At 40.6% G+C, this 15,880-nt stretch carries 19 protein-coding genes and 1 pseudogene; 13 read left to right on the forward strand and 7 right to left on the reverse strand.

Features of this window, described 5'->3' with window-relative positions:
- Positions 1–46: 46 nt before the first annotated feature.
- The 3 genes from ACWIX0_RS08970 (at position 47) to ACWIX0_RS08980 (ending at position 3,003) form a co-directional block, all read left to right on the forward strand.
- The gene (locus ACWIX0_RS08970) at positions 47–1,642 is read left to right on the forward strand and encodes an amidophosphoribosyltransferase (protein ID WP_454173676.1); all 1,596 of its coding nucleotides are present in this window, start codon (positions 47–49) and stop codon (positions 1,640–1,642) included.
- Positions 1,643–2,069: 427 nt separating this feature from the next.
- On the forward strand, positions 2,070–2,192 hold the full coding sequence (locus tag ACWIX0_RS08975) for a hypothetical protein (RefSeq protein WP_454173677.1): 123 nt from the start codon (positions 2,070–2,072) through the stop codon (positions 2,190–2,192).
- Positions 2,193–2,514: 322 nt separating this feature from the next.
- Entirely contained in the window at positions 2,515–3,003 is a 489-nt protein-coding gene (locus tag ACWIX0_RS08980) for a hypothetical protein (RefSeq protein ID WP_454173678.1), read from the forward strand.
- A 50-nt stretch (positions 3,004–3,053) separates the two neighbouring features.
- On the opposite strand, the gene ACWIX0_RS08985 is transcribed toward ACWIX0_RS08980, so the two are convergent.
- The 5 genes from ACWIX0_RS08985 to flgG form a co-directional block, all read right to left on the reverse strand.
- The gene (locus tag ACWIX0_RS08985; protein WP_454173679.1) at positions 3,054–3,191 is read right to left on the reverse strand and encodes a hypothetical protein; all 138 of its coding nucleotides are present in this window, start codon (positions 3,189–3,191) and stop codon (positions 3,054–3,056) included.
- Complete coding sequence (locus ACWIX0_RS08990; RefSeq protein WP_454173680.1) at positions 3,175–3,324, reverse strand: hypothetical protein; 150 nt, start codon at positions 3,322–3,324, stop codon at positions 3,175–3,177. The genes ACWIX0_RS08985 and ACWIX0_RS08990 overlap by 17 nt, the downstream gene beginning before the upstream one ends.
- A 316-nt stretch (positions 3,325–3,640) precedes the next feature.
- Entirely contained in the window at positions 3,641–3,844 is a 204-nt protein-coding gene (locus ACWIX0_RS08995; protein ID WP_454173681.1) for a hypothetical protein, read from the reverse strand.
- Between the two features lie 198 nt (positions 3,845–4,042).
- On the reverse strand, positions 4,043–5,341 hold the full coding sequence (proB, locus tag ACWIX0_RS09000; protein WP_454173682.1) for a glutamate 5-kinase: 1,299 nt from the start codon (positions 5,339–5,341) through the stop codon (positions 4,043–4,045).
- Between the two features lie 58 nt (positions 5,342–5,399).
- A complete protein-coding gene (gene flgG, locus ACWIX0_RS09005) occupies positions 5,400–6,188 on the reverse strand; it encodes a flagellar basal-body rod protein FlgG (protein WP_454173683.1) in 789 nt (262 codons plus the stop codon).
- A gap of 271 nt (positions 6,189–6,459) precedes the next feature.
- Between flgG and ACWIX0_RS09010 the strand changes: the two genes are divergently transcribed.
- The 10 genes and pseudogenes from ACWIX0_RS09010 to pstB (ACWIX0_RS09055) form a co-directional block, all read left to right on the forward strand.
- On the forward strand, positions 6,460–7,350 hold the full coding sequence (locus ACWIX0_RS09010) for a substrate-binding domain-containing protein (RefSeq protein WP_454173684.1): 891 nt from the start codon (positions 6,460–6,462) through the stop codon (positions 7,348–7,350).
- A 4-nt stretch (positions 7,351–7,354) separates the two neighbouring features.
- Complete coding sequence (locus ACWIX0_RS09015; RefSeq protein ID WP_454173685.1) at positions 7,355–7,528, forward strand: hypothetical protein; 174 nt, start codon at positions 7,355–7,357, stop codon at positions 7,526–7,528.
- Positions 7,529–7,670: 142 nt separating this feature from the next.
- Positions 7,671–8,615, forward strand: coding sequence for a phosphate ABC transporter permease subunit PstC (pstC, locus tag ACWIX0_RS09020; protein ID WP_454173686.1), 945 nt, complete (start codon positions 7,671–7,673; stop codon positions 8,613–8,615).
- A 3-nt stretch (positions 8,616–8,618) separates the two neighbouring features.
- Positions 8,619–9,740, forward strand: a complete 1,122-nt coding sequence (gene pstA / locus ACWIX0_RS09025) for a phosphate ABC transporter permease PstA (RefSeq protein WP_454173687.1) — start codon at positions 8,619–8,621, stop codon at positions 9,738–9,740.
- Positions 9,741–9,756: 16 nt separating this feature from the next.
- The gene (locus tag ACWIX0_RS09030; RefSeq protein WP_454173688.1) at positions 9,757–9,915 is read left to right on the forward strand and encodes a hypothetical protein; all 159 of its coding nucleotides are present in this window, start codon (positions 9,757–9,759) and stop codon (positions 9,913–9,915) included.
- A 16-nt stretch (positions 9,916–9,931) separates the two neighbouring features.
- The gene (gene pstB / locus ACWIX0_RS09035; protein WP_454173696.1) at positions 9,932–10,681 is read left to right on the forward strand and encodes a phosphate ABC transporter ATP-binding protein PstB; all 750 of its coding nucleotides are present in this window, start codon (positions 9,932–9,934) and stop codon (positions 10,679–10,681) included.
- 268 nt (positions 10,682–10,949) lie between these two features.
- On the forward strand, positions 10,950–12,002 hold the full coding sequence (locus ACWIX0_RS09040; RefSeq protein ID WP_454173689.1) for a DNA adenine methylase: 1,053 nt from the start codon (positions 10,950–10,952) through the stop codon (positions 12,000–12,002).
- A 2-nt stretch (positions 12,003–12,004) separates the two neighbouring features.
- On the forward strand, positions 12,005–13,558 hold the full coding sequence (locus tag ACWIX0_RS09045; protein WP_454173690.1) for an AlwI family type II restriction endonuclease: 1,554 nt from the start codon (positions 12,005–12,007) through the stop codon (positions 13,556–13,558).
- Positions 13,551–14,681 carry a DNA adenine methylase gene (locus tag ACWIX0_RS09050; RefSeq protein ID WP_454173691.1) on the forward strand — a complete coding sequence of 377 codons (1,131 nt, stop codon included), beginning with the start codon at positions 13,551–13,553 and terminating at the stop codon, positions 14,679–14,681. Before ACWIX0_RS09045 ends, ACWIX0_RS09050 begins: the two co-directional genes overlap by 8 nt.
- Before the next feature lie 13 nt (positions 14,682–14,694).
- Positions 14,695–14,877, forward strand: a pseudogene (pstB, locus tag ACWIX0_RS09055) (phosphate ABC transporter ATP-binding protein); the annotation flags it as partial.
- Positions 14,878–14,938: 61 nt separating this feature from the next.
- Here the strand turns inward: pstB (ACWIX0_RS09055) and ACWIX0_RS09060 are convergent.
- Together ACWIX0_RS09060 and ACWIX0_RS09065 are read right to left on the reverse strand one after the other, a co-directional pair.
- Positions 14,939–15,670: a hypothetical protein gene (locus ACWIX0_RS09060; RefSeq protein ID WP_454173692.1), complete on the reverse strand. Its 732-nt coding sequence runs from the start codon at positions 15,668–15,670 to the stop codon at positions 14,939–14,941.
- On the reverse strand, positions 15,657–15,880 hold a 224-nt coding region (locus ACWIX0_RS09065; protein ID WP_454173693.1), incomplete at its 5' end, for a hypothetical protein. The genes ACWIX0_RS09060 and ACWIX0_RS09065, both read right to left, overlap by 14 nt.

The following is a 15,880-nucleotide window of genomic DNA, read 5'->3' on the forward strand; positions in this document are numbered from 1 at the left end:
CATTAGCCCAAAAAACAACTCCAAAAATAACTATAAGGACGCATAAATGCCACTCAAACAACATAAAAAAAACACAAAATCTATAAAACACCTCACAAACCCCCACACAAATGAACTTCAAAAATTAAACGAAAAATGTGCCGTAGTTGGAATCTTTAGTGCGCCAAATGCGCCGATTTTGGCGTATTATAGCCTTTTTGCCTTGCAGCACAGAGGACAAGAAGCAAGCGGAATCGCCGCAAGCGATGATGAAAAAATATCCCTGCATAAACGAGATGGGCTTGTTACGCGAGTTTTTACCCCTGAGATTTTATCTTCACTCAAAGGACACAACGCCATCGGGCATAATCGCTACTCCACCGCAGGTGAAGATAGCATAAATGAATGCCAGCCAATCTATGCGCGCTATTCATTAGGTGCGATTGCCATAGCGCACAATGGCAACTTAACAAACGCGGATTCCCTGCGTGAGAATCTAACGCAAGGTGGAGCGATTTTCCAAAGTCATCTTGATACCGAAGTGCTTATTCATTTAATCGCAAAATCTAGCAAGCCCACTCTGCAAGAGCGTATCATAGAATCTATCCGCCAAATTGATGGTGCGTATGCGCTTGTGATCCTCTCTCGCACAAAAATGTTTGCCATACGCGACCCCTATGGCTTGCGACCGCTAAGTCTAGGGAAAATCAACAATAAAGATGGCACGCTAAGCTATATTGTGGCTAGCGAGAGTAGCGCATTTGACTTAGTGGGAGCGGAATTTATCCGTGATATAGAAGCGGGGGAAATGCTCGTATTTGAGAGCGAAAAAAACGATAAAAATACAAAATCTAGCATAGATTCCACCAAACCCAAACAAACAAAAACGCACCAAAGCCAAACCCCCGCTTATAAATCCTATCAATTTGCCACTGCCAAGCCTGCACCCTGCGTATTTGAATACATTTATTTTGCCCGCCCTGACAGTAATGTATTTGGTAGAAATGTCTATGCTGTGCGCAAAAGATTAGGCATAGAGCTTGCCAAAGAGCATAGCTTAAAGGCAGATATGGTTATCCCCGTGCCTGATTCTGGTGTGGCAGCAGCACTAGGCTATGCCAAACAAAGTGGCATAGATTTTGAGCTAGGCATTATCCGCAATCACTATGTGGGACGCACTTTTATCGAGCCTACACAGCGAGCGCGTGAGCTAAAAGTTAAACTAAAACTAAACCCAAATGCAAGCCTTATCAAAGGAAAAAATATCATTGTGATAGATGATTCTATCGTGCGCGGGACGACAAGCAAGCAAATCGTGCAGATTTTGCGACAAAGCGGAGCAAACAAAATCTATATGCTTATATCCTCCCCTCCCACGATAAGCCCCTGCTACTACGGCGTAGATACACCACAAATCACCCAGCTAATCTGTGCCAATCACTCCATAGAGGAGGTTAGGCAATTTATCGGGGCGGATTATTTGGGATTTTTATCCCTTGATGGTTTAGCAAGAAGTATCAATGACACCCAATGCCTAAATGATGACAAACCACATACAAATCACACAAATCACTATTGCCAAGCCTGCTTTGATGGCAAATATATCGATTCTGTGCATTCTAGCGATACACAAAATCCATTAGCAAAATCTAATTTCACATAAAAAATTCGCAAAAAATCTTTTTTTTAAACCAAAAAAATGATTAGAAAAAATCTATCGTAGAAAATTAAAAACCCAAAAAATCCCCCATTTTTCGTGTCGTTTTTTTTTTTTTTGTTTTTTTGCGTTTTTTTCTTATGTTTTTTAAATATTTAAGGATTGTTTAAGAAATATTTAACTAACATTTACGCACTATTTACTTTTAGCAAAATCTTACACATTTTTGAGAAGTTTTGTTTTGAGGTTTAAAACGCAAGATTTTGACAGCTTTTTTAAGCAAATTACGCTAAATCTTGCCAAATCTTGCGTAGCAAAAACTTCAAAAAACTTCAAAAAAACTTGGTAGATTTTGGGGTAAATAGATAAATCCAAAAACCTTAAGACTTTGAAAATGCTTCAAAAGTCTTAAGGCAAAACCTAAGGTGACACGATGAAAACGACTCATTCAAAACAAGCAAACAAGCAAAGCTTACATAGCTTAAAACAAGTCGCACTTAGCGATAGCACAAACGCAAAAACGAGAGAGAGAGAGAGAGAGAGAGAGAGAGAGTAACTCTGCACTAAATCTTTCTAGCTCTAAAAAAGCAAATTGTAGGACTAAGCGTAGCGAAGTATCTCAAAAATCTAAAAACACAAACAGAGATATTTCGCTAAACGCTCAATATGACAAAAACTCTGTCATTGCGAGCGAGCAACGCGAGCGTGGCAATCCACACACCGCAAATTGTCATACTGAGGGTGTAGCCCGAAGTATCTCTAAAATTACAAATACAAATAGAGATATTTCGCGCTCACGCGCTCAATATGACAAAGAAGATTTTGTTATTATAAGCAATGACAAAGAAAACTCCGTCATTGAGAGCAAGTCGCAAGACTTGCGTGGCAATCTATTTGACAAATCAAAAGAGGTGGATTGCCACGAATTTGCAATTTTTAACAAAGTCGCAAATTCTCGCAATGACGGCAGTGTAAATTCTAGTAATGACGGCAATGCAAAATCTCGCAATGAGAGGATTTCCCCCTCCATTGCGGATTTGCAAACTTCTTGTCCCCCCTCCCTTGCGGAGGGGGCTAGGGGGTGGGTATCTCTAGAAGTATCCAAATCACCCGCTTCCTTAAAAAACGCCACTTTGTCATTGCGAGCGTTGCAACGCAACGCGTGGCAATCCACGACAAAAAACGCTGCAAATGATTCTAGCAAGGCAGATATTGCAAATGCAAAATCTAATAATGCAAATTTTGCTAGCGCAAAAACTACCCACCCCCAAACCCCCTCCGCAAGGGAGGGGGCTTTAAGAAGCATTGCCACTCTTTCAAGGGAGGGGGCTTTTAACTCTTCAAGTAAATCGTCATTGCGAGCGTGACAATCTATAATTCAAGCAAAGTAGATTGCCACGCAAAATCTAACGATTTTCTAACGAAACTGCGCTTTTGCTTGTTTTTCTCGCAATGACGGCGTTATTTCCCCCTCCCTTAATCCCTCTCCGCAAGGGAGGGGGCAAAAGATAAATCCCCCTTGCGCTAATGGAGGGGGCTTATTTTGGATTTCCACGCGTTTCATTTGAATCTAAAATGCAACGCGCATAATGACAGCACGAGTGTAGATTACCACGATTTTGCAATTTTTGTTTAGGTAGCAAAATCTCGCAATGACGATAAAATCTGCTAAGATAGGTTTTTGTCAAAACTCTAAGCCTTTAGAAGCAAAATTTCAAAGATTTAATATGGAAGTCTTAAATAGCACAACTGCGGCAAAAGCATTTAGATTTGATTCTTAAATGTTTTTCACTCCTTAGGTTTTCGTTTTTGAGAACCCAAAAATAAAAAGATAGGATTAAACCCACTTTCTCTCTCTTGGGTTTAAGCTATGCTTTAGCTAAAAATCTGTGTGGTCTAAGTGTCTTTGTGCTGTGGTTGTGCTATTTAAGATTTTGGGGGCAACTCTTGTTTTTTTGTTTTTTAGGCGTTGCAAAAACTAAAGATTTTTGTCATACTTGAGCGTTAGTGAAATATCTCTATTTTTATCAATAGTTTAGGATACTTCGGCTTTTTCAAAGCCTCAGTATGACAAGATTTTGTAGTATGTGTGGATGGCCACGAATTAGATTCTGCAAAAATACAGAATCCAATTGCTCGCAATGACGAATAAACGCCTTGAGATATTTCGGTTTTTTGCAAAAACCTCAATATGACAAAAAAACTCACCCCCAAACCCCCTCCGCAAGGGAGGGGGCAAAAGGATAAATCCCCCTCGTGCTAAGGAATGAGGGACAAAAGGCAAAGTCCTCCACAAATGAGGGGGGATTTTAGGTTGCCACGCAAATGCAACTTTTAACAAAGTCGCATTTGCTCGCAATGGCAAAAAATTTCACTTACGCTAAATATAAAAAATCATAAAATCTATCACGCAAGCAATACCAACTCATCGATATGCACCACCTCATCGCCCCTGCTTTTGCCTAGTATTTTTGCGATTTTGCTAGAATCACTACCCGCTATTTTTGCCACTTCGCTAGCACTATACTTGCTTTGCCCTCTCGCTATTTCGCGCATTTTTTCATCTTGCTTTACGCAGATGCTTACCACCTCGCCACTGCCAAACTCCCCCACAATGCCCAAAATCCCCTTAGGCAAAAGTGATTTATGGTTTTTTATCGCGCTAAATGCACCACTATCAATCAAAATCTGCCCCTGCGTAATCGCCACAGATTCTATCCAAAATCGCTTTTTTTTGCGAGATAAAATCTCTTTTGGCAAAGGAAAATATGTCCCTAGATTTTCCCCTGCAAAAAACCGCAAAATCACTTCATTTTCATTGCCTTTGATAATCGCCACCGCACAGCCCATCGATATAGCTTGCCTTGTGGCTATGAGTTTGCTAGCCATACCACCTGTGCCGAGTTTTGTTGCGCCAAATTTTTTGCTATTTGTCCTTGCTAGGCTTAAAATCTCATCATTTATCTCTTGCACTTCATCGATTTTTGTTGCGTTTGGGTTTGTCGCGGGATTTGCACTATATAGCCCATCTACATCAGAGAGTATGAGTAGCAAATCCGCATCTATCGTCCCTGCAAGGAGCGAGGCTAGATTGTCATTATCCCCAAAAGTTTCGATATATTTTAGCTCATCGACTAAAATCGTGTCATTTTCGTTGATGATAGGGATTATCCCAAAATGTAATAAGCGCATTATGCACGAATGCGCGTGGGTAAAGCGTTTGCGCGAAGTCAAGTCATCTTTTGTCAATAAAATCTGCGCCACTTGCAAGGAATGCTTGCTAAAAGCGTGCTGATACTCCCACATAAGCCTAGCTTGCCCGATAGCCGCACTTACTTGCTTATCGACTATGTCTTTTGGACGCTCTTTTAGCCCTAGTTGTTTAAACCCACACGCCACAGCACCTGAAGAAACGATGATAATATTTGGGATTTGCTTTTTTAGAGTGGCGATTTGTCGGGCTAAAGAAGCGATAAAATCCTTGCTTGGAAATGAGTTTGATTTGGCTAAATAGCCACTAGGATTTTGACTAGCCAATATTGAACTACCGATTTTGATGATGAGTGTCTTGCAGTTTGTGATGCCCGCTCGTTGCGATATGCTTGCTTGTTTGGAATCTCTCGCTATTTTTGATACACTCGCTCGCTTAGACTCGCTTACCCGCTGTGATATGCTTGCTTGCTTCAAATCGCTAAAATCCGCCACTTCACACTACTTTTTAGAATCTATCAAAATCTTAACACCCTAAAATTTAGGTTTAAAACTATCGTTTAAGCGAATTTACCGTTTGTAGCATAGAATCCGCCGTTTGAATCGTCTTAGAATTTGCTTCATAAGCCCTCTGCCCAGTGATTAAATCTGTCATTTCCTCGACTAACTTTACATTGCTAAGCTCTAAAAATCCCTGCCTAATCGTCCCAAATCCCTCTGTGGTGGCTACTCCTACGATCGGATCGCCTGAAGCAGTGGTGTTTAGATATAGATTATCGCCTAGCGAGTGCAACCCCGCGGGATTGATAAAAGTCGCAAGCTCTATTTGCCCTAGCACATTGCTTACTCCGCTATTTGCCTGCACTACGCTAACCGTGCCATCTGTGCCGATGTTTATTTGTGTGGTGTCTTGTGGGATTGTGATTTGTGGCTGGAGCAAGTAGCCTTGCGCGGTTACTAGATTCCCCGCGTCATCTAGCTTAAACCCGCCATCACGGCTATACGCTATCGTGCCATCAGGCAGGGCGATTTGGAAAAATCCTTTTCCCTCGATAGCCACATCAAGATTGTTTTCAGTTTCTTTTGGGCTACCTTGTGAAAATAGCTTTTGAATCGCGCCCGGGCGCACACCTAGCCCCACTTCTATGCCTGTGGGCGACATTGTCGTTTCGCTTGTGGCTGTGCCTGCGTATTGCAAAGTTTGGTAAAACAAGTCGTTAAATTCTGCGCGTTGTTTTTTATACCCTGTGGTATTGACATTTGCTATGTTGTTTGAAGTAGTGTCGATTTGGAGCTGCTGTCCTAGCATACCTGTGGTGGCTGTATAAAGTGAGCGAAGCATACGAAATCCTTTTTTTGCTTAGATTGTTTGGCTTAAATTTTGTTTGGGATTTTTTTGGATTTTAGATTTAGCCCAAATCTTGCTAGCCTTTTGCAAAATCTAGCAAAAAAGATTCCATAACGCATTTTACATATATTTTACAAAAGCCTGTGGGTTGCTCTTACATTGCGTTGTTAAAATTCTGCCGTGTTGGAATTGCGTATATTGCAAAATCTAAAGCCTTAGGCAATTACCAAAACTCAAATACCAACTTTAATGTAAGGAGAACACAATGTTTAGACACATAGCACAGGGTGCGAAAATCGCACAGATTTTAGGGCTTGTATGCTTGGCACTAGGCTCGCTGATTTTTAGCGCGAAAGCCTCACAAACAGGAAATATCAATGTCATCTCGCGTGAAGATGGCTCGGGCACGCGCGGGGCGTTTGTAGAGATTTTTGGATTGCTTGAGAAAAAGGGCGATAAAAAAATCGATACCACGACACTAAAAGCAGAGATTACCAACTCTACTGCCGTAATGCTTCAAAGCATCGCAAAGGACAAAAACGCCATAGGCTATGTCTCGCTAGGCTCGCTAAAACCAATGGTAAGGGGCGTGCAAATCGATGGCGTTGAACCAAGTGTAGCAAACATTAAGATTAAAAAATACACTATTTCGCGTCCATTTAATGTCGTAACCAAAGGTTTAAGCGGAGAGAAACTCGCGTTGGTGCGGGATTTTTTAGACTTTAGCAAGGCAAATGCTGAAGTGATTAGCAAGGCTGGATACATTCCGCTCGATGTCAAAAAAGTAGCGAGCAAAAAGCTAAGTGGTAAAATCCAAAATGCCAAAATCGTAGTAGCGGGCTCTAGCTCAATCACTCCGCTAATGGAAAAGCTCAAAGAAGCCTATAAAGCGCAAAATCCAAGCGTAAATATTGAGATTTTGCAATCAGATTCTACCACAGGGATAAACTCTGTCCTGCAAGGAATCGCAGACATAGGAATGGTAAGCCGTGAGCTAAAAGAGAGCGAGCTAAGCACAGGGCTAAAAGCCGAAGTGCTAGCAATCGATGGGCTAGCCGTGATAGTCAATCCACAAAGCAAAATCACTAGCTTAAGCAAGGAGCAAGTCAAAGAGATTTTTAGCGGGAAAGTTACCAAATGGGAAGAAGTGAAGTAAGACTTTGTCGTTACTAAGCGATGACAAAGCGGGGGTTGCTTTGGCAAACAAAATACCCCTCCCTAAATCCCTCCCACAAGGGGAGGGACTTTTTTCTTCCCCGCCTTGCGAAGAGGGGGCTAGGGAGTGGGTGGATTGCCACGAAGTCGCCACTAAAAAGCGCAAAATCTCGCAATGATGAGTATTTTGTCATACTGAGATTTTGCTTGCAAAATCGAAGTATCTCTAAAGAGAAGATTCTAGAATCTAGAGATATTTCGCTTGCGCTCAATATGACAAATTATAAAAGCAGAAAAATTGACACAAACTAGGAATCCAAAATGCCAAAAAAGAAAAAAACGCTCAAACAGCAGGGCAAAATTTTGCAGAGATTTTTAGCCCACAAACATCACCAAAACGCACCAAAAGCAAAGCAATTTGCGCGTGAGTGTTGTAGCTTAGAATCCATAATGCGCGTAATGTTTGGCTTTAGCGCGATTGTGTGTATCCTCGCGGTTATTGTGATTTGCGTGTTTTTGTTTGGCAATGCGATTCCTACGATTTATCACATAGGCGTTGGCGACTTTCTTTTAGGCGATGTGTGGCAGCCACTCAATGAAGTCTTTGGGATTTTCCCTATGATTGTGGGGAGCATTTATGTAACGGGCTTAGCGATTGCCTTTGGCGTGCCTTTTGGGATTTTATGCGCAGTGTATTTGGCGTATTTTTCGCGACAAAATCGCTATTTAACGCCTTTGGTTGAGCTAATGGCTGGGATTCCTAGCATTGTGTATGGATTTTTTGGGCTTATTGTGGTTGTGCCGTTTTTCTCTCAAATCTTTGAGACAAATGGCAAGGGGCTAATGAGTGCGTCTGTGCTCTTAGCAATGATGATTTTGCCCACCATAATTCTCGTGTCAAAAAGCAGCATTGAAGCGGTTAGTAAAAGCTACTTTGAGGGCGCAATCGCGCTAGGGGCGAGTGTGGAGCGGGCAGTGTTTTTTGTGGTGCTAAGAGATGCAAAAAGTGGGATTTTAGCAAGCGTGATTTTAGGCATTGGACGGGCTATCGGCGAGGCTATGGCGGTAATCGTAATCGCTGGGAATCAGCCCGTGATACCGCAATCTATAAGTGATGGCGTGCGGACGATGACGACAAATATCGTGCTAGAGCTAGGATACGCAAGCGGGATTCACAGGGACGCGCTCATTGCTTCAAGTGCGGTGCTGTTTGTGTTTATATTGCTGATAAACGCGTGTTTTTTAGCGATAAAGAAAAAGGCGTAGGGCGTGAGTTTAGGCAGATTTTGGAGGATTACTATGTGCATTCTAGAATCTAGAAAGTTTTTATTTGTGCCATTAAGCACAACAAAAATACCCCACCCTAAATCCCTCCCGCAAGGGGAGGGACTTTTCCTTGATTCCCCCTCCCTTGCGGAGGGGGCTAGGGGGTGGGTAGATTGCCACCAAATGCGTTCGCATTACAGGGTTTGCAAGCAAATCTCGCCAAATCTCACAATGACAAGCAAAAATCTAAAAAGGGGCAACCAAATGGGATTTAGAGACAAAATCGACAAAGAGATGATAGCCACCATAAAGGCGCAGGATTTTCTCTCGCTGTTTTTACGGGGGATTATGTTTGTGGGCGTGGGATTTACACTCGCCACAATCGCGCTTATCGTGGGCTACATTTTGCTAAAAGGCATTCCATATTTAAGCCTTACGCTATTTGAGTGGGAGTATTCGAGTGAAAATGCTTCGATGACACCTGCGATTATCAACACGCTTTTTATGATTGCGTTGTCGCTGTGCTTTGCGCTTCCTTTTGGAATCTTTGGGGCGATTTTCTTACAAGAATACGCCAAGCCAAATAGCGCGGTGGTGGGCGTGATAAACCTCGCTTCACAAGTGCTAGTGGGGATTCCTAGCATTGTGTATGGGCTTTTTGGATTTTTGGCATTTGTGATTTATTTCAAAATGGGCGTGAGTATGATTGCGGGGGCTTTGACTTTGGCGGTGATGATTTTGCCTTTGATTTTGACAGCCACACAAGAATCGCTCAAATCCGTCCCAAGCGCGTATAAAGAGGGGAGCTTTGCTTTGGGGGCTGGGAAACTTAGGACGATTTTTGTCGTGGTGTTGCCCTGCGCGTTAAGCGGGATTTTAAGCGGGGTGATTTTAGGCGTTGGGCGCATTATCGGGGAGAGCGCGGCATTGCTTTATACTTCTGGGAGCGTGGCAAAGGTGGCTTCTGCGGTAGATTCTGGACGGACATTAAGCGTGCATCTCTACGCGCTTTTAAGCGAGGGGCTTTATATCGAGCAGTCGTATGCCACAGCGGTAATCTTGCTTTTTGTCGTGGTGGGGATAAACCTGCTCTCAAACCTCGCAGTGAAAAAACTGCAAAAATAAGGAGAGAGAAATTGTATTGTCATTGCGAGCGAGCGCAAAGCGTGAGCGTGGCAATCCAAATACCAAAATTTGTCATACTGAGCAAAGCGAAGTATCTCACTTTTTAGAATCTAGAGTATTTGGGCTTTTTCAAAGCCTCAATATGACAATAAATCGTGGATACCAAACAAAATAAGGAGAGAAAAATGGGCGTGGCGTTTAAAATCAAGGATATGAATCTGTATTACGGCAATTTTCGTGCGCTAAAAAATATCAATTTGGAGTTGCAAGAAAATGAGATTTCTGCCTTTATCGGTCCTAGTGGCTGTGGCAAAAGCACTTTGCTAAAAAGCCTCAATCGTATGAATGACTTTGTGGAGGGTTGCAAGATTAAAGGGCAGATTTTACTCAACGACAAAAATATCTATAAAAATTACAATGTCAATTTGCTTCGCAAAAAGGTGGGAATGGTGTTTCAAAAGCCAAATCCATTTCCTATGAGTATCTATGAAAATCTTGCGTTTGGTCCCAAGACACACGGAATCAAGGACAAAAATAAGCTTAATGAAATCGTAGAAAAATGCCTAAAAAATGTCGCGCTCTTTGATGAACTCAAAGATAGATTGCAAGATTCTGCTTTGTCTCTAAGCGGAGGGCAACAGCAGAGACTTTGTATCGCTCGTGCTTTAGCAATCAATCCCGAAGTGATTTTGATGGACGAGCCAACTAGCGCGCTAGACCCTATCTCTACGCTAAAAATCGAAGAGTTAGTCAAAGATTTGCGCACCAAATACACCATCATCATCGTTACGCACAATATGCAACAAGCAATGCGAATCAGCGACAAAACGGCGTTTTTTTGGCTGGGCGAAGTGGTGGAATTTAACAAAACCAAAGTGATTTTTAGCGATGAAGCAAAAGAGAAAAAGACAAGGGACTACATTGCGGGGAGGTTTGGTTGATTTTTAGGATTGTCGTTGCAAGACTTTGCTTCACACTTTGCTATCGCTAAAATTTGTCGCTTTTGTGTGGCTTTGGCTACCATAATGGCGAATCTTATGCGAATCTTGTGGCGAATCTTATCTTTTAAGCAAATCAAGCAAAATTAAAGATTTTTGCCTATAATTGCGTTATTTTTATCAATTATTTTATGAGATTTCGCGCCACATTCGCGCTATATAAAATGCGCAATGAACGCTATGTGCGAAGTAAAATCAAAGGGACACCAAAATGCTAAATGCCACAAATGCTTTAAGCCAACCGTATCAGCACACTTTAAGTGTGCCTAAAATTGCGTATAACGCGCTATTTCCACTGCAAAATCCATCGCCCAAAAAACAAAATCCATATATTTCTACACCACAAAAACCCCTGCGCTCACCGCTTTTTTATGTAGGGGATAAATACAAACTTATGCCCCAACTCACCGCGCTTTTTCCAAAAGAGATTGACACATATTTTGAGCCTTTTTGTGGCGGTGGAAGTTCGTTTCTAAATGTGCGAGCAAGGCATTACAAACTAAATGACATAGATTGCCACCTCATCGCTTTGCATAGATTTTTACAATCTCACGCGCACGATAAAGAGGGCTTTTTTAGCAATATTTTCGCGCTTATTCAAAGCTATGGGCTTTCTTGCTCTCTTTTAGGTATTATCCCGCCTTTATCTTTGCGAGAAACTTACAAAAAGACTTATTTTGCCAAATTCAACAAAGACGCGTATTGCAAAATGCGAGCGGATTTTAACGCCGATAAAAGCAACATTGCAAGGCTGTATCTCTTGCTAATTTATGGCTTTAATCGCTTTTTGCGATTTAACACAAGTGGCGATTTTAACTTGCCTGTGGGCAATGTGGATTTTAATGCCAATGTGTTTAACGCGCTTCAAAATTACTTTGATTTTATGCAAAGTAGCGAGACAAAAGAGTTTTTTAATGAGGATTATCAGGCGTTTTTAGCGCGCTATGAATCTACCCAAAAAATACGCCCAAATGATTTTATCTACTTTGACCCGCCCTATCTTATCAGCGATAGTGAGTATAATAAACTATGGAGCGAGGACAAAGAGCGCGAATTTTACGCGTTTTTGGACGCTCTAGATTCGCGAGGTGTGCGCTTTGGGCTTACAAATCTGCTAACGCACAAAGGCAGACACAATGCCTTGCTAGAAAATTTCGCGCAAAAATATCACTGCACGGACATTGTGAGTAATTACATTAGCTTTAATGATAATACTATCAAAAAAGATTCGCGTGAAATTTATGTGAGTAATTTTAAGGCATAGCGATGAGAAAGCGCGAATATAAGATTTTGTCATTTAGCACGACAATGCGTAACCCACAACGAATCGCGGAGTTTCTAAAAGCATTATTGCCATTTAAAAATCAAACATTAACCCACGAAATCATTATGCAAATTGTGACTGATTTAATCACAAATAAGCTTTATGTGCCGTTATATGCGAGTAGAAATTTTAAAGAGATTTTAGAATCTGATACTAATTTTAGCGCGAATCAAACACAAGAAATCATAAAAAATTCGCCACAAGAACACAAAGAAGCAGGGTTTGACAAAGGCTGGGATTCAAGGTTTGATACTTGGTATAAGTTGCCTATGGAATTTGGATTTTGCTATTATGCGATAAATGAACCTTTGCGTATCTCAAACACAGGGCATTTACTTATTGACGCTATCGACAAAGAAACCCCGAGCAATGAGACAAAAATCACAAATATCTTTTTAAATTGTATGATGAAATATCAAAGCAATAATCCTTTTAGGCGTGTGCTAAATGCAAATGTGCCTTTACTTTTGCTGCTTAATACGATGCACATTTTAAAACAAAAAGTCGGCGATTCTAAAATCCACAAAGATGAGATTTCGTTTTTGCTGTGTTGGAGGGATAATGACGCGCAAAAATTAGCGCAAAAGATTGTAGATTTTAGGGCGGCATATCCATCCTTTGCATATTCTAGCGAAGTAATTTATAAGGAATGTTTGGAAATTTTAGGTTCAAAGAATGAAAAACGCTTTAAAATCTCGCAAATTTGTGGGGAAAGCGTAGATGAATATATCCGTAAAATGCGAATTACGGGAATTATCTCGCTTCGTGGAAATGGGAGGTTTTTAGATTTTAACACCTTTGAAATGCCAAAGATTGAATATGTGATGAGTGTGTATTCTACGCTTAAAACCTTTGCGACCACGCAAGAGTATTTTGCATATATGGGGCAAATTGACTCGCAAATTTTAGAAATCAAAGAAAACATAGAGCCAAAGACAAAAGAAAATCTAAAATACGAAGTCCTAACAAAATTTGCCAAAACCTACACCAAAGAGCAAATTTATAAAGAGCTAAAAATCCTAGAATCCAAAAAAGCAAAATCTGAAAATGAAGTGTTTAAATTTATCCCAGAGCCTACGAGGTTTGAATTTTTAAGTGCGATTGCTTTGAAGCAAAATTTTGCAAATTTAGAAGTGTTGCCAAATTATACTATCGATGATGAGGGCTTACCGCGCAATCACGCAAGTGGCAATCAGCCAGATATTATCTGCATTGATAAAAATTCACAAAGTATAGTTGAGGTAAGCCTTATTTGTGGCAGAGCACAAACACATAGTGAGTTATTGCCTATTGCAAGGCATTTAAAAGAAATGATAGCCCAAACGCAAGATGACACAAATTTCGCACTTTTTATCGCACCAAAGATTTTTGAGGATACGAAACGATATGCAAGGTTATTGAAACTTGATGAAAATTTAGACATACGAAATCTTAGCATTACTGAATTTATCACAAACCTTAAAACTTGTGAAAGCATAAACCAAATAAATGTTTAAACTCTCATCACGCCGATACACAGGGGCAAAAACCAAACTTTTAAGCCACATAGATAGCGTTTTTTTGCGACATTTAAGCGCGTTGCAAGACATACAAAATCTTAGCTTTTTTGATGTATTTGCAGGCACGGGCGTGGTGAGTGAATTTTTTATGCGACATTATGGCACGGATTTTAATGTAGCGGATTTGCAAAGCAACGATAAAAAAGCGGACAAAAAGCCACGATTTACGCACTTTATCCTAAATGACTTTTTGCATTCAAATTATGCGATTTATAAAGGCTTTTTTGGTGGCAAATCTTTTGATAATGCAAAACTAGGGCGCATTGCAAAATCTTATAACGCGCTAAATGTAGCTAAAATCCCTGCGAATTATTACACACACTCTTTTGGCAATCTCTTTTTTAGCGAGGTGGATTCTAGCATTATCGGGCATATCCGCGATGATTTGGACGCGCTTTTAGACGCGGGGAAAATCACGCAAAGAGAATTTTATATTTTGCTTTGTAGCCTTATTTATAGCGCGGATAGAGTGGCAAATACGGTGGGGCATTATGATGCGTATCGTAAAAATATCCCATTGCAAGATAGATTTAGCTTTGGGCTAATCAAGCCTTTGGATATGGCTAATGTGGATTGTGAAATTTTTAGGGCGGATTCTAATGTGTTGGTGCGTGATTTTGTGGCACAAAATCGCCAAATTGACATAGCCTTTATCGACCCACCTTATAATTCTAGGCAGTATGCGAGATTTTATCATCTGCTTGAAACGCTTGCTAAAAATGACAAGCCAAAACTTTATGGTGTGGCGAGAAAGCCTGAGCCTGAAAATGTAAGCGAGTATTGCAAATCAAACGCAAAAGAGGCGTTTGCTGATTTGGTAGCAAATTTGACACAATGCACTAAAATTTTGCTCGTTACCTACAATAACACTTATTCATCAAAATCAAGTTCAAGCCAAAACAAAATTTCATTAGAGCAAATCACGCAGATTTTGCAATCTCACGGCACAACGCATAAATACGAATTTGATTTTAAGGCATTCACTTCGGGCAAGACAGAGTTTAGCAACCACAAAGAGATGATTTTTGTGTGCGAAGTGGCGCATAATTTTTGCGCATAATTTTTTGCAAGATTTACGCACAAAATACACCATCATCATCGTTACGCACAATATGCAGCAAGCAATGCGAATCAGCGATAAAACGGCGTTTTTTTGGCTAGGCGAAGTGGTGGAATTTAACAAAACTAAAGTGATTTTTAGCGATGAAGCAAAAGAGAAAAAGACAAGGGATTATATTGCAGGGCGATTTGGGTGATTTTGGGATTGTCGAGATTCTAGGATTTTTAAAATAGAAACTCAACAATTTATTTTTGTCTTTATTTCCCGCCTTTTTCTTTGATTTTTTCTAAAATCTCTCGCACTCCTACTTCATAGATTTTAAATTCTACGATATTACTCTCTTTTAGCCATAGTTGTCCCTCGCCTACATTGCCTCTGTGCTGTCCAACCGAGTAATATTTATTGTTTGCCACTTCATCGCTTGAAAGCACAAAATAGCGGATTTTATCCCTCCACACCGCAATCCACACAAACACATCACAACACTTTGGCTTAATTTGCTGAAAATTCATATCAAAGCCCTCAACTGAATCGCTTGATAAGGCTTTCATTATTAGCGAATCGCCACTTTTGCGCTTCACTGCGCGGGAGGCTTTGACTTCGATTCGTATGCCTTTATCGCCGTTTTTAAGCCAAAAATCATACTGCCCATTATAGTGCGGGTCAATTTTGTTTGTAGGTCGCTCCAATTCAGGCACGATTTCATTTAGGTGTCTCTGCGCCCACGATTCTCCAAAAGTGCGCGGGGCAGTGATTTCAAAAAGATACAAATACTTGTTGCGCTCTAAATAGGCGTTTCTAATGTCTAAATATTCATTAAGGCTAATAGCCCCACTTGCAATTAAATGACTAATGACAAACTCAAATTTATTAAACGGATAGACGCTATATAAGTCATCTAGCGCGGTGGTGCTAAAATCTATTGCGCGATTTGTTGTGCGTTTCATCGCTATGATTTTGCGTTGTAATTCCTGCTCAAGTTTTTCCATTTAGCACACCTTTAATGTGATTTTGCTCTTTGTCCGTGATTGTAAAAATATCATAGATTTTAGTTTGCAATTTTTCCTCGTAAGAATTATCGCCATCTATGATTTGGCTAACTAAAAACGTGATTTTGCTATCTTGCTCTTTTGTGATTTTAGGCATTGGTAGTTGCTCTAAATTCCCCCGCAAAATCTTTATCTCCCCAAACAAAACGC

It is taken from the genome of Helicobacter sp. T3_23-1059 (assembly GCF_053654515.1).